At 71.1% G+C, this 14,629-nt stretch carries 9 protein-coding genes; 7 read left to right on the top strand and 2 right to left on the bottom strand.

The features are described 5' to 3' along the window. The coding region (locus AC1RQF_RS26290; protein WP_492873292.1) for a hypothetical protein at positions 1–209 on the bottom strand (209 nt) is incomplete at its 3' end. Between AC1RQF_RS26290 and AC1RQF_RS26285 the strand changes: the two genes are divergently transcribed. Continuing rightward, on the top strand, positions 208–663 hold the full coding sequence (locus AC1RQF_RS26285; protein WP_492873291.1) for a GNAT family N-acetyltransferase: 456 nt from the start codon (positions 208–210) through the stop codon (positions 661–663). The two genes, AC1RQF_RS26290 and AC1RQF_RS26285, sit on opposite strands and share 2 nt — an antisense overlap. 55 nt (positions 664–718) lie before the next feature. Further along, a complete protein-coding gene (locus AC1RQF_RS26280; RefSeq protein ID WP_492873290.1) occupies positions 719–1,372 on the top strand; it encodes a divalent metal cation transporter in 654 nt (217 codons plus the stop codon). Between the two features lie 33 nt (positions 1,373–1,405). Here the strand turns inward: AC1RQF_RS26280 and AC1RQF_RS26275 are convergent, their stop codons facing one another. Further along, complete coding sequence (locus AC1RQF_RS26275) at positions 1,406–2,749, bottom strand: cation:proton antiporter (protein WP_273996400.1); 1,344 nt, start codon at positions 2,747–2,749, stop codon at positions 1,406–1,408. 747 nt (positions 2,750–3,496) lie between these two features. Between AC1RQF_RS26275 and AC1RQF_RS26270 the strand changes: the two genes are divergently transcribed. The 5 genes from AC1RQF_RS26270 to AC1RQF_RS26250 all read left to right on the top strand — a co-directional run. Then, on the top strand, positions 3,497–3,784 hold the full coding sequence (locus AC1RQF_RS26270) for a hypothetical protein (protein WP_273996399.1): 288 nt from the start codon (positions 3,497–3,499) through the stop codon (positions 3,782–3,784). Positions 3,785–3,943: 159 nt separating this feature from the next. Further along, positions 3,944–4,840: a 2OG-Fe(II) oxygenase gene (locus tag AC1RQF_RS26265; RefSeq protein WP_273996398.1), complete on the top strand. Its 897-nt coding sequence runs from the start codon at positions 3,944–3,946 to the stop codon at positions 4,838–4,840. Continuing rightward, entirely contained in the window at positions 4,821–6,620 is a 1,800-nt protein-coding gene (locus AC1RQF_RS26260) for a fatty acyl-AMP ligase (RefSeq protein ID WP_273996397.1), read from the top strand. The genes AC1RQF_RS26265 and AC1RQF_RS26260 overlap by 20 nt, the downstream gene beginning before the upstream one ends. Positions 6,621–6,634: 14 nt before the next feature. Then, complete coding sequence (locus tag AC1RQF_RS26255; protein WP_273996396.1) at positions 6,635–8,095, top strand: acyl-CoA-binding protein; 1,461 nt, start codon at positions 6,635–6,637, stop codon at positions 8,093–8,095. Next, a partial coding sequence (locus AC1RQF_RS26250) for an aminotransferase class III-fold pyridoxal phosphate-dependent enzyme (RefSeq protein WP_492873289.1) occupies positions 8,092–14,629 on the top strand: 6,538 nt, incomplete at its 3' end. The genes AC1RQF_RS26255 and AC1RQF_RS26250, both read left to right, overlap by 4 nt.

Below are 14,629 nucleotides of genomic sequence, written 5' to 3'. Positions count from 1 at the left end.
TGCCGCGCCGAAGCCGCGCCGAAGCCGCGCCGAAGCCGCGCCGAAGCCGCGCCGAAGCCGCGCCGAAGCCGCGCCGAAGCCGCGCCGAAACCGCGCCGAAACCGCGCCGAAACCGCGCCGAAGCCGCGCCGAAGCCACGCCGAAACTGCGCCGAAACTGCGCCGAAGCCGCGCCGAAGCCAGCGCCGAACATAAACGGAACATGAACATGGATCCCCCCCGATACCGCGCCGCGACGCCCGGCGACGCCCGCGCCTGCATCGACTTGCGCGGCCGCACGCGCGAGAACGCATTCACCGAGGCCCGGCTGCGCGAGCTTGGCATCACCATCGACAGCTGGGCCGCGGGCATCCGTGACGGCAGCTTGCCGGGGCAGGTGTGCTGCGTCGGCGGCCGGATGGTCGGCTACTGTTTCGGCGAGCGCGACAGCGGCGAGATCGTCGTGCTCGCGCTGCTGCCGGACTACGAGGGGCGCGGCATCGGCCGCGCGCTGCTCGCGCAGGTGGTCGAGTCGTTCCGGGCGCGCGGGTTCCAGCGCCTGTTCCTCGGCTGCACGATCGATCCGGCCGCGCGTTCGCACGGCTTCTATCGCCGCCTCGGCTGGATTTCCACCGGCCGGCTCGACGCAGCGGGGGACGAGATCCTCGAACTGCGGCTCGCGTGAGCCGCGCGGCGGCATGCGTAAAATGCCGCTATCCGACTCCCGCCCCGCCGCCCCGATGCCTCTGCCGACCCTGCCCACCGCGCCGTTCTGCCCTGCCGAAGTCAAGGGCAGCATCGTCATCGACGCCGGCCTGTCGCGCTTCGCGAAACTGCGCCGCTTCGCCGGCCCGGGCCTGCTGGTGGCGATCGGCTACATGGACCCCGGCAACTGGGCGACCGATCTCCAGGCCGGCGCGGCGTTCCACGCGACCGGACGCACCGACGTGGCCGACATCGAACACGCCTACACCCTGATCACGCCGATCGCGGGCAGCGCCGCCGCGCTGCTGTTCGGCGTCGCGCTGCTCGCGTCCGGGCAAAGCTCGACGCTGACCGGCACGATCGCCGGGCAGGTGATCATGGACGGCTTCCTGCACGTGAAGATCCCGTGCTATCAGCGCCGCCTGATCACGCGCGGGCTCGCGCTCGTGCCCGCGCTGATCGGCGTGCTGTGGCTCGGCGACGGCTCGGTCGGCGAGCTGCTGGTGTGGAGCCAGGTGTTGTTGAGCCTGCAACTGCCGTTCGCGATGTGGCCGCTGATCCGCTCGGTCAGCGATCGCGCGCGGATGGGCGAGCATGCGATCGGCGGCGTCACGCGCGTGGTCGCGTGGGGGCTGTTCGCGCTGATCTGCGGCACCAACCTGATGCTGATCGCGAGCGGCGCGCAGTGAGCGCGCCGCTCGACGGCGGCGATGCCGCTGCCGTTACGCGGGCCGGTCCGGCATCCGCGCGCGCAGCGCGGCGTCCGCCTCGGCCGCACCCGCTGCCGCGGCGCCGCCGCCCGGCTCCGCGAGCGTGGGCAGCTCGCCCAGCGCACGCGCGCGGCGGCCGTACACCAGCTCGAACAGCGGGGTGGTCATCAGCGTGGTCAGCACGGTCATCAGCACCATCATCGAAAACAGCGCCGGGCTGATCACGCGCTCCTGCATGCCGATATTCAGGATGATCAGCTCCATCAGCCCGCGCGTGTTCATCAGCGACGCGATGCCGAGGCTCGTGCGGTTGTCCTGGCCCGTGATGCGCGCGGCGAGCCAGCATGCGCCGGCCTTGCCGGCGACCGAGACGACGAGGATCGCCGCGGTCAGCGGCGCGAGCGCCGGCTCGGTGAGCAGCGTGAGGCGCGTGTTCAATCCCGAATAGGCGAAGAAGATCGGCAGCAGCAACGCGAGCGTGAACGGCTCCAGCTGCCGGCGCAGCTCGCTCGCGAGGCGCCCGCGCGGCATCGCCGCGCCGAGGATGAAGCCGCCGAACACCGCGTGCACGCCCACCCGGTCCATCGCGTACGCGGCCAGCATGAACAGCAGCAGCACGACCGACAGCAGGGTCGGGCCGACCTGGCGGTCGCGCTCGGCCCACTGGCCGAGCGGCGCGAGCAGGCGCGGCCCGAACGCGATCATGCAGACCGCGAAGCCGATGCAGCCGGTCACCGCGCGCCATGCGGCGGCGGCGTCGCCGCTGAAGGTCGCCAGCACGATCGCGAGCACGATCCAGGCGCCCGCGTCGTCGACTGCGCCGGCGGACAGCACCAGCGTGCCGAGCCGCGTGTCGTTCAGGCCGCGCTCGTGGATGATGCGCGCGAGCATCGGAAACGCGGTGATCGAGATGGCGGCCCCCATGAACAGCGTGGCCTGCAACGGGCTCGGATGGCCGGGAAACAACCCCGGCGTGTTCAGCAGCCATGGCACCAGCAGGATCGCGCCGGCGAACGGCGCGGCCATCCCGAACACCGACACGGCGATCGCGCTCTTGCTGTTGGCGCGGAAGTGGTCGCTCCGGAAGCCGAGCCCGACGATGAACATATAGAGGCCGATGCCGAGCTGCGCGCAGGCATACAGCACGCCCTTCGATTCCGGTGGGAAGATGGCTTGCTGCAGGGTGGGGGCGACGAGCCCGAACAGCGACGGCCCCAGCACGACGCCCGCGAGCATTTCGCCGACCACGCGCGGCTGCTTCAGCCAGCGCTCCGTCAGCCAGCCGACGGCCCGGCATGCGGCGATGATGACGAACAGCTGCAGGAAAAAGATGCTGCCAAGCTCGCTGAGCTTCACGATGGTCTCCAGGCTTGCGCGCGGCGGCCGCCGGCCGTGAGTCGTATGCGGCGGGAGAGCACGCGCGCCTGCCGGCGGGCGTGACGGACTGGATTAAACCATTCGCGCGCGGCGCGGCGCAATTCAAATATACAAACGCATCCGGACTGTCCGGATTCCATTTCATTCAATAAGAAAAAATAATGAAAGGCAATGCGTCGTGGAATGAGATGCGCCGCTTTGAATTTCCGGGAATTCACTGGTGAAATTCTGGCTTGTTCCGTCGGATTTGTCTCGCTTTGGACGGTTTCTTGCGGTCTGATTTTATCGAAAGCCAATCGTCCGGTAATAGTTGGATATTGGAAAAATAGAGGAAAAGTTTGTTTTCATTTCGATGGTCAATCGGCTGGATTGCTCGAAAAGCGTTTGTTAAAAGGGTAAACGAGAAGTGATGGCCGTTCCGGAAGCCGTCATTCTTTAATTAAGTGCTGGCTTCCAGTTTGATTGCATTGCGCGTGTGGCAGGAATGAAAAAATCGAATTCCTTGTGTTCATGGATCATTGGTTTAGCGCTTTCTGGCAAAAATTTTCGCTGTTCGTATATGAAATTAAATGAAATGCTATTAGGATCGAATCTTGCATAAAATAGCTTGAAAAATTGGATAGTGTGTCTCCATACTGAGGTGGGCGTGACGGCTCGCGGGCAGGTAGCGGGATTCCGGTCACGCTCATCATCTCAACATAATTTCCTGAGAGGTGTGTTATGGCGATGGACCAGCTGGTGGACTTCCTGAAGAAGTGCGACAAGCGGACCGACCAGAAGTTGTTCGAGGATGCCAAGGTTGCGACGAAGAACGGCGGCGACAAGGTTGCGTCGGCCGCGCACTTGATCGCCGAAGTGGGCAAGAAGAAGGGCTTCTCGTTCTCCGAGCAGGAAGTCACGCAATACATCCACTCGGTGAAGACGGACTACTACACGAACGCCACCGTCCGGACCCTGATGGACGCCTACTGCTCGACCAGCTGCCACATCGGCAGCCAGATCCAGCGGCAGTGATTTTCCCGGCGTTGCGCTAGGAAGCGGCCGCCCGCTGCGTTCCGAAAGGACGCGGGCGGCCTCCTGGCGTGCGGCGTGTGTACCGGTTCGCTTGATTTCCACCCGGTCGGCGCGGGCTTGCCGCGATCTCGGCCGGATGTGCTTCCAGGAGGATGACGTATGTCAGTGGCCCGATCCGCCGGCGCCCGCACGGTCATTTCCGTGCCGGACGAGGCCGAGCCGCCTTATCGTTTCGAGGAACTCGACGCCGCCGACCTGGCCGGGACGCGGCCGAACGGTCTCGCCGACATCAGCGAGGGCCGGGTCGACGGCCTGATCATCCACAACGCCTTTTCGCGCGAGGAGATCGAGCGCGTCTCGAGCCGCCTGACGCGGCGCGAGCCGCTGCCCGATTCGCCGTTCGGCAAGGTGCTGATCTACGGCCCCGCGCTGTATATCGCCGAATCGGATCTCGAGCGCTACCGCCGCGAGGCGGCCGAGTTCCGGGTGTTCTGCGCGCAGTTGTTCGAGGGCGGCCGCGATTTCTCCTCGCGCATCGCCGAGCTGCTGGGCGCGATGACGGGCGGCCGCGGCCTGCGGGTGCCCAATGCGCCCGACGGCGAACCGTATACCCACGCGACCGTGCGCGTGCTGGAAGTCGGGCAGGGCATCGGCTGGCATTTCGAGAATCAGTTCCTGCACGCGACGCGCGGCTATCGCCACCTGTCCACGCTGGTCAGCCATACCGATCATCTCGGCTTCTTCATCGTGCTCGAGGCGCCGCGCGCGGGCGGCGAGCTGATGCTGTACGGCATGCGCTGGGAAGAGACCGAATGGCTCGACAAGGAGCGCGGCGGCATCGCGCACACGGGCACGATCCGCGGCCGGCCGATCACCGACGTGATGGAGAACTATCCGCGCATGTCGGTGACGCCGCCGCCCGGGTCGCTCCTCGTGTTCAACGGCGGCACCATCCTGCATCGGGTCGTGCCGGTCGCGGAGGGCGGCCGGCGCGTGACGATCGGCGGCTTCATCGCGTTTTCGAAAGGGAGGCAGGATGTCTATTACTGGAGCTGACGTCGTCACGCCACCGCTCCTCGCCCCGGCGCTCTCCCTGCCTTGCTCCGATCTCAACCAGCTGCTGCGCGGCCGCGCCGAACGCACGCCCGAGCAGCTTGCCTATCACTTCCCGCGCAACGGCGACGAGCCCGGCGACGCGCTGACCTACGCGATGCTCGACCGCGGCGCGCGCGCCCGCGCGGCGCACCTGCTGCGCCACGGCCGCGCGGGCGACCGGGTGCTGTTGTTCCCGGGCGGCGCGGCGTTCCTGGTCGCGTTCTTCGGTTGCCTGTACGCACGGATGATCGCGGTATGCGTCGACCTGCCGCGCGCCGGCCGCCCGATGACGCGGCTCCTGCCGATCCTGCGCGAAGCCGCGCCGCGTCTCGCGCTCGGGCCGGACAGCCTGGCGGCCGACCGGCCGGATCTCGACGCGCTGCTGCGCGAGGCGGGCTGCACGCTGCTCGCGGGCGGCGGCGCCGACGCGCCGCTGCCGGCGGCGGACGTGCCGCTGCCCGGTCCGGACGCGCTCGCGTGGCTGCAATACACCTCGGGTTCGGTCAGCGAGCCGAAGGGCGTGATGGTCAGCCACGGCAATGCGCTCGCGACGCTGTGCGACATCGACCGCGCCTCGCGGCACGGCCCCGACAGCTGCATGGTCAGCTGGCTGCCGGTGTTCCACGACATGGGGCTGCTGTACGGCGTGCTGCAGCCGCTCTACAACGGCTTTCCGTGTCACCAGCTCGCGCCGATGACCTTCCTGCAGCAGCCGATGCGCTGGCTGCGCGCGATCACGCACTTCGGCGCGACGCACACGGCCGCGCCGAACTTCGCGTTCCAGCTGTGCGTCGACACCGCCGATCCGCGCCGGACCGCGGGGCTCGACCTGCATACGCTGAAGGTGGCGATCAACGGCGCGGAGCCCGTGCGCGACGATGTCGTGCGCCGCTTCGTCGAGACGTTCGCGCCGTTCGGCCTCGGTCCCGACGTGGTGTGCCCGGGCTACGGGCTCGCGGAGACGGCGCTGAAGGTCGCCACGCATCCGCGCGGCGCGCCGCTGCGCCGCTTCGCGATCGATCCCGCCGCGCTCGCGCGCGGCCGGGTGGCGGCGCGCTCCGAGGCGGACGGCGGACGCGTGCTGCTCGGACACGGCGCGAGCTGCATCGACGCGCGCGTCGAGATCGTCGACCCGCGCACGCTGCGCCCCTGCGCGCCCGATCAGGTGGGCGAGATCTGGGTGGCCGGCGCGGCGGTCGCGCAGGGCTACTGGCAGCGGCCGCAGGAGACCGCCGAGACGTTCGGCGCGCGGCTCGCCGACAGCGGCGACGGGCCGTTCCTGCGCACCGGCGATCTCGGCTTCGTCGCGGACGGCGACCTGTTCGTCACGGGCCGCCTCAAGGACGTGATCATCATCCACGGCCGCAACCACTATCCGCAGGATCTCGAACGCACCGCGCAGGCGAGCCACGCGGCGCTGCGGATCGACCACGGCGCGGCGTTCTCGATCGACGCGGCGGACGGCGAGCAGCTCGTGATCGTCCAGGAGGTGCGCCGCAGCCATCTGCGCGACCTCGACCCCGCGCAGGCGACCGACAGCATCCGCCGCGCGATCGCGGAGCTGCACGACGTGGGCAACGCGCGCATCGTGCTGATCGCGCCGGGCACGATCACCAAGACGACGAGCGGAAAAATTCAGCGGGCGGCCTGTCGCGCCGCCTATCTGGCCGGCACGCTGGCGCAGGTTCATGCGAGCGGCCGTCCTTACCAAGCCCCGGCCGACGGGGCGCATCTCGAGTGATGGGGAGACTTCACATGTTGTCAGCCGAGCAGCTTGAGCACTTCAACACCAAGGGTTGGGTGAAGGTCGATCTGTTTTCGCCCGCCGAGGTCGCCGTCATCCAGGATTGCCTGGAAACCAATGGCCGCCTGATCGAAGAGGCGGACGGGCAGCAGGTCATGACCTTCTTCAACAACGTGCTCGGACTCGAAACGCCGCGCGACCTGCACCTGTATCACGAGCCGCTGAAGGCGATGTTCCGCAAGCCGGAGCTGATCGGGAAGCTGAACCAGATGGTCGGTCCCGACCTGCTGCTGTGGTACACCAACGTGTTCTGCAAGATGCCGGGCCAGGGCGTGATCAAGTGGCACCAGGCGATCGAGCACTACTCGTCGAGCGACATCGATTTCTCGAAGAAGACCCTCGTCTATCCGGACGACGAGGAACGTCACGTGAACCTCACCGTGTGGGTCGCGATCGACAACGTGGATAAGGAAAACGGCTGCATGCGCTTCGCGAACGGCTCGCAGTCGACCGCGTTCGAGATCATCCCGAGCGCCGCGCCGGCGGCCGACGGCATCTTCGCGGGCATCAGCGCGCACAAGACGATCTGGCAGCGCAACCAGCAGTATTCGTTCGCCTACGCGTTCGACGAGAACGACTGGGAAGTCGAGGACGTGCCGGTGCGCGCCGGCCAGGCGATCATCTTCACCGAGCGCACCATGCACTGCTCGTATCCGAATCATTCGACGCGGCGCCGGCTCGGCATCATCGGCCGCTACGTCGGCCCGGACGTGCTGGTCTACCCGGGGCGGCAGACGCAGGAATGGATCGATGAAAACGGCCACGACGTGCGTCGCCACTACAACGTGCTCGTGTCGGGCGAGGATCGCTTCAAGCGCAACGTGGTGCGCGACAACCACGATCTCGACGCCGACGAAGTGGCGTTCCACGCGCTGTACAACGCATTCCGGCTCGGCCGCATCGCGCTGCCGGAAAACGAGGTCGGGCTGGAGCTGAGCGCGCTGGAGCAGCAGATCCTGTACGGCGACAACACGGAGCCGCAGCCGAACCCCGTGCTGCATCCGCGCCGCTTCGTGCAGTGGCAGGCGTGGCAGCAGCTGCGCGGCACCGAGCGCGGCGCGGCGATGCGTCGCTTCCATGCGCTGGCCTCGCAGCTGCCCACGCGCGGCGCGGGCGGCACGGCGCCCGTCGTGCAGGTGCGCGGCGCGGCGCGCGCGGCCGATCGCGAGGCGATCCAGGCCTGGATCGTCGCTTACCTCGCCGAGGCGCTGGGCCGGCCGGCCGAGGAGATCGACATCGAGGTGCCGATCGTCGATTACGGGCTGTCGTCGGTCGAGATCGTGCGGATGACGGGCGACCTCAGCGACTGGCTGTCGCGCGACCTCGCGCCCACGCTCGGCTACGACTATCCGACCGTCGCCGCGCTCGCGGGGCATCTCGCGCCCGCGGCGCATCCGGAACTGACCGCATGACGCGCGTGCAGGCGTCGGCGGCGCCATTGGGGGCCGCCGCGCCGCGCGCGGGCGGCGTACCGGTCGCGATCGTCGGGATGGGTTGCCGGTTTCCCGGCGCGCGCGACGTCGAGGCGTTCTGGGCGCTGTTGCGCGACGGCGTCGACGCGGTGCGCGAGGTGCCGGCCGAGCGCTGGAACCTCGCGGACTTCTACGACCCGCGCGAGGACGCCCCGGGCAAGATGGTCACGCGCTGGGGCGGCTTCGTCGACGACGTCGACCAGTTCGACGCGGAGTTCTTCGGCATTTCGCGGCGCGAAGCCGAGCGCATGGACCCGCAGCAGCGGCTCGTGATGGAGACCGCGTGGGCGGCGCTCGAGGATGCCGGCATCTCGCCGCACAGTTTGCGCGGCGGCGACGCGGGCGTGTTCGTCGGGATCGGCAACACCGACTACATGCGCATGCTGTGCCGCGATCCGGACCGCATCGATCGCTACGACGGCACGGGCAGCACGCCCAGCTTCGCCGCGAACCGGCTGTCCTATTTCCTCGACCTGCACGGGCCGAGCCTCGGCATGGAGAGCGCGTGTTCGTCGTCGCTGGTCGCGCTGCATGTCGCGTGCCGCAGCCTGCGCGAGGGCGAGACCTCGCTCGCGATCGCGGGCGGGGTGAACCTCGTGCTGTCGCCGGACATGACGGTCGCGTTCTCGCAGGCGCGCATGATGTCGCCGACGGGCCGCTGCCGCGCGTTCGACGCGGACGCCGACGGTTACGTGCGCGGCGAGGGCTGCGGGGTGGTGATCCTGAAGCGGCTCGACGACGCGCTCGCGGCCGGCGACCGGATCCTCGCGGTGATCCGCGGTTCCGCCGTGAACCAGGACGGCACCAGCAACGGCATCACCGCGCCGAACGGCCAGGCGCAGCAGGCCGTGATCCGCCGCGCGTGCGCGGACGCCGGCGTCGCGCCCGCGCGCATCGGCTATGTCGAGGCGCACGGCACCGGCACGAAAGTGGGCGATCCGATCGAGATGCGCGCGCTGCAGACGGTGCTCGGCGAAGGGCGCGCGCCGGATGCATGGTGCCGGGTCGGCTCGGTGAAGACCAACATCGGGCACCTGGAGGCGGCGGCCGGCATCGCGGGCCTGATCAAGACCGTGCTGGTGCTGCGGCATCGGCAGATCCCGCCGCATCTGCATCTGCACACGCTCAATCCGTACCTCGCGCTCGACGGCACGCCGTTCGAGATCCCGCGCACGCTGACGTCCTGGCCGGACGGCGACGCGCCGCGCGTGGCCGGGCTCAGCGGCTTCAGCTTCGGCGGCACCAATTGCCATCTGATCGTCGAGGAAGCGCCGGTCGAGACGCCGCGCGCGCAGCCGGCGGATGCGGCGCGCGCCTGCCTGCTGCCGCTGTCGGCGCGCAGCCTGCCCGCGCTGCGCGCGCTCGCCGATGCCTTTACGCGCGGGTTGAATGAGGATCGTACGGCGTGCGAACCGTCGCCGCTGGCCGCGCTGGGCCGCACGGCCGCGCTCGGGCGCGCGCATTTTCCGCACCGCCTCGCGGTGACGGCGAACTCGCGCGCGCAACTCGCGACGCGCCTGTCGGGCTGGCTCGACGGCCGCGCGGACTGGGGCGGCGTGCAGCGCACGGCCGCGCGCCACGCGAGCCCGGACCTTGTATTCATGATGACCGGGCAGGGCGCGGGGCAGGTCGGCGCGGGCCAGGGGCTGTATCGCGAGCAGCCGGCGTTCCGGCGCGCGGTCGAGCGTTGCGATGACGTGCTGCGCGCCTTGGGCGCGCCGGGCGGGATCGGGCGGCTGCTGCGCGGCGAAGGGCCGCCGCCGCGCGCCGATGATCCCGAGCAGGTGCAGCCCGCCGTGTTCGTGCTCGGCTACGCGCTGGCCGAATTGTGGCGCGCGTGGGGCATCCGCCCGCGCGCGGTGCTGGGGCACAGCCTCGGCGAATATGTCGCGGCCTGCGTGGCGGGCGCGGTTGACCTGGAGCCGGCGCTCGCGCTGGTCGCGGCGCGCGGCCGGCTGACGGCGGCGCTGGCCGAGCCGGGGGGCATGGCGGTGCTGTTCGCCTCGGCCGAGACCGTGTCGGGCCTGCTGGCGCGCGAGCCGGGGCGCCTCGCGCTCGCCGCGTTCAACGGACCGCAGGCGACGGTCGTCTCCGGCGACGCGGCGGCGCTCGACGCGCTGCTGCAAGCGGGCGCGGCGCAACGCATCGAGGGTCGCCGGCTCGACACCACCCATGCATTCCATTCGCCGCTGATGCAGCCGATGGTCGAGGCGTTTCGCGCGGAGGCGGCGCGCGTCGACTGGCGGCCGCCGTCGATCCCGCTCGTGGCGGGACTGACGGGAACCGTCTGGCCGGCGGGGAGCGCGCCCGATGCCGACTACTGGTGCCGCCACCTGCTCGAACCGGTGCGCTTCGTCGACAGCCTGCGCGGCGTCACGGCGGGCGGGGCGAAGCTGCTCCTGGAGCTGGGCGCGGGCGCGGCGCTGACGCGCCTCGGCGCGCGCGGCGGGTATGGGGAGGCGGCGCACTTCATCGCGTCGCTGCCGCCGGACCGGGACGAGAGCGGCGCGCTGCTCGATGCGCTCGGCGTCCTGTACGCGCACGGCAAGGACGTGGACTGGCGCGGCGTATACGGCCGGGAGGACGCGCGTCCTGTCCCGCTGCCGGGCTACCCGTTCCAGCGCCAGCGGTACTGGTACACGGATACGCCGGCGGCGGCCGGCGCGTCGGCGATGGGCGCGGCGAACGAGCCGGCCATCGCGGAACGTCCGCCGCACGTGGACGGCGCACCGGCCGCGCCGGCTCGGGCAGCCCACGCCGACGACCATCGCGCGCCCGGGGTCGGCGCGCGCGCGGCCAGTGCCGTGGCGATCGCGTCTCCCGCCTTGCGCGCCGATGCGCCGGTGCGTCACGCGCCGCCGGCCGCCTCGCGCGACGCGCGGATTCTCGCGATCCTGATCGCGGAATTCGGCCGGCTTTTGCACGGCGACCCCGATGCGCTCGATCCGGACGCCTCGTTTCTCGAACTGGGCGCGGATTCGCTGGTGCTGGTCGATGCCGTGCATCGGATCGAACAACGCTTCGGCATCCAGATCAGCGCGCGACAGCTGTTTTCCGACATCCCGACGCCGCGCGCGCTGGCCGCGCATCTGGCCGCGCTCGCGCCGGCCGGTGACGAGGCCGACGAGGCCGACGCGAGGGAGCGGCCGGCGTCCGGCACGCCCGAGACGACCGCGACGACCGCGGATCGGGCCGCGCTCATCGATCTGATCCGGCAGCAGCAACGCTTGCTCGCGCAACAGCTTGCGCTGCTGCAGGCGAGCGCGGAGGTGACGCCCGTTCCCGCCGCGCGGCAGGTGACGCCGTTCGCGCTTGCCGCCGCCGCAGCGATCGCGCCGCCGGCCGCGGCTGTGCCGGCGGCGCTGAGCCCCACGCAGCGGCGCTACCTCGACCAGCTGACGGCGCGCTACGTGGCGCGCACGGGCGGCTCGCGCGCGCGCGCCGCGGCAAGCCGGGCGGCGCTCGCCGACAGCCGCGCGAGCGCCGGTTTCCGGCCCTCGATCAAGGAGATGCTGTACCCGATCGTCGGCAGTCACGGCGCGGGCGCCTGTTTTCACGACGTGGACGGCAACGCGTACCTGGATCTCACGATGGGCTTCGGCGTGTCGTTGTTCGGCCATCAGCCCGACTTCGTCGGCGCGGCGCTGACCGGGCAATGGCAGCGGGGCTTGCAGGTCGGTCCGCAGTCGCCGCTCGCGGGCGAGGTGGCCGAACTGATCCGCGACCTGACGGGCGTCGAGCGGGTCGCGTTCTGCAACACCGGCACCGAGGCGGTGATGACGGCCGTGCGTCTCGCGCGCGCGGCCACCGGCCGCACCAAGGTCGCGCTGTTCTCGGGTGCGTACCACGGCCACGCGGACGGGCTGCTGGTCGCCGCGCCGGGGCGGCCCGGCAGCGCGGGCGTCACGCCCGGCGCGGTCGCCGACGTGCTGATGTTCGACTACGGCGAGCCGCACGCGCTGGAGCAGATCGAGGCCTGCGCCGGCGAACTCGCGGCGATCCTCGTCGAGCCGGTGCAGAGCCGGCGGCCCGAGCTGCAACCGCGCGCGTTCCTGCGGCGGCTGCGCGAGATCGCGAACGCGCACGGCGCGGCGCTCGTGTTCGACGAGGTGCTGACCGGCTTCCGGATTCATCCGGGCGGCGCGCAGGCCTGGTTCGACGTGCGCGCGGATCTGGTCGCGTACGGCAAGATCGTCGGCGGCGGCCTGCCGATCGGCGTGGTCGGCGGTCGCGCGCGCTTCCTCGACGGCATCGACGGCGGCGCATGGGACTACGGCGACGCGAGCGGCCCGCATGCCGAGACAGTGTTCTTCGCGGGCACCTTCAACAAGAACCATCTGACGATGGCGACCGCGCGCGCGGTGCTGACGCACCTCAAGGCGGCCGGCCCGGCGTTGCAGGAGACGCTCAATGCGCGCACGGCGCGGCTCGCGGACACGCTCAACACGATGCTCGCGAGCCGCGGCGCGCCGGTGCGGGTCGCCCATTTCGGCTCGCTGTTCCGGTTCCAGGTGAGCGGCAATCTCGATCCGTTCTTCTACGGCCTCGTCGACAAGGGGCTGTACGTGTGGGAGGGGCGCACCTGCTTCCTGTCCACCGCGCATACCGAGGCCGATCTCGCGACGATCGTCGAGCGGGTCACGGCGGTCGTCGACGAGCTGGCGCAGGCCGGCTGGTTCGGCGCGCCGGCGGTCGCCGCGGACGATGCCGCTGCGGCAGCCGATGCTGCGGCAGCCGGTGCTGCGGCGGCCGATGCTGCGGCGGCCGTCGCGCTGCCGTCGTCGGCGGCGCTGGGCCAGGATCTCGCGGGCACGCTCGCGCTGCTGCGCGCGCGCCACGATCTCGGCACCTACGCGCGCGGCATGGCGTGGCTCGAACGGCGCGCGGTGGAGCATATCGACGCGGCGTTCGTCGCGCTCGGCCATCGCGCGCAGCCGGGCGCGGTGGTGACGGACGAGGGGCTGGCGGCCGAGTTGGGCGTCGTGCCCGCGCAGCGCCGCTTGTTCGGCCGGCTGTTGCAGATCCTCGCCGAAGAAGGGCGCCTCGAAGCGGACGGCCCCGGCCGCTGGCGCGCGCGCGCCGCCTCTGCGCCGATCGCGGCCGGCGAGCCGGCGAGCGCCGAAGGCGCGGCGGTGGCCCACGAGCGCGGCCTGCTCGAACGCTGCGGCGCGGCGCTGGCCGACGTGCTGCGCGGCGCGCGCCATCCGCTCGAAGTGCTCGCGCCCGGCGGCGATCTCGCGCCGCTGCGCACGCTGTACACCGCGTCGCCGATGGCGCGCGCGATGAACACGCTCGCGCGCGACGCGGTGGCGGCGGCGGTGCGCGCCGCGCCGGCGGACGCGACGGTGCGTCTCCTCGAAGTCGGCGCGGGCACGGGCGGCACCACCGCCTACGTCGTGCCGGCGCTGCCGGCCGGGCGCGTGGAATACGTGTTCAGCGATCTGTCGCCGCGTTTCCTCGACGACGCGCGCCGGCAGTTCGCCGAGTATCCGTTCATGGCCTACCGGCTGCTCGACATCGAACAGCCGCCGCGGCCCGACGAACAAGCCGACATCGTGATCGCGGCCAACGTGCTGCATGCGACCGCCGACCTGGGCCGCACGCTCGACCAGCTGCGCGCGCGGCTGCGTCCGGGCGGGCTGCTGTTCGTGCTGGAAGGCAGCGGGCGGGCGCGCTGGCTCGATCTCGTGTTCGGCCTCACCGACGGCTGGTGGCTGTTCGCCGATCACGCGGTGCGCCCCGACTATCCGTTGCTCGACGCCGATGCGTGGCTCGACCAGCTGGCCGCGCATGGTTTCGCGGACGCGGTCGCGCTGCGTTCCTGCGAGCGCGACGGCCCGGGCGCGCAGACCCTGCTGATCGCGGGCGCGGCGCGTCGTTTCGCGTTGAGCCCGATCCAGCACGCGATCTGGGTGGCGTCGCGGGTCGGCCCGCCGGGCGCATACCACGAATCGCTGACGGTGAAGCTGGGCGGCGCGCCCGATCGCGAGGCGCTGGCTCAGGCGGTGCGCCTGCTGCTGCGCCGGCATGACGCGCTGCGCATGCGCGTCGACGCCGACGGCGCGCACCAGCGCATCGGGCCGCCCGGCGACGGGCTGGTGCCGGTCGCGCTGCCGGCGGGCGAGCCGCGCGCGCAGGCGCGCGCGTGGCTCGACGCGGAGCTGGCGCGGCCGTTCGACCTGACGACCGAGCCGCCGGTGCGGTTTCACCTGCTCGATCTCGGCGACGACGCGCACGACCTCGTGGTGAGCGCGCATCACGTGCTGCTCGACGGCCTGTCGCTCGTGACGCTCGCGCGCGAGCTGGGGCAGGCCTATGCGGCGCTCGCGGCGGGCGGCGCGCCCGCGTGGTCCGCCGCGCCGTCGTTCGCCGCGCATCTCGAACGCACCGGCCCGGCCGCGCAGCCCGCGCGCTGGGCGGCGAGCCGCGACTACTGGCGCGCGCGGCTCGCGCCGCCGCTGCCGCGCATCGCGC

Source organism: Burkholderia sp. GW821-FHT14F03, assembly GCF_058803765.1.
This window is presented reverse-complemented; position numbering and strand designations above follow the sequence as displayed.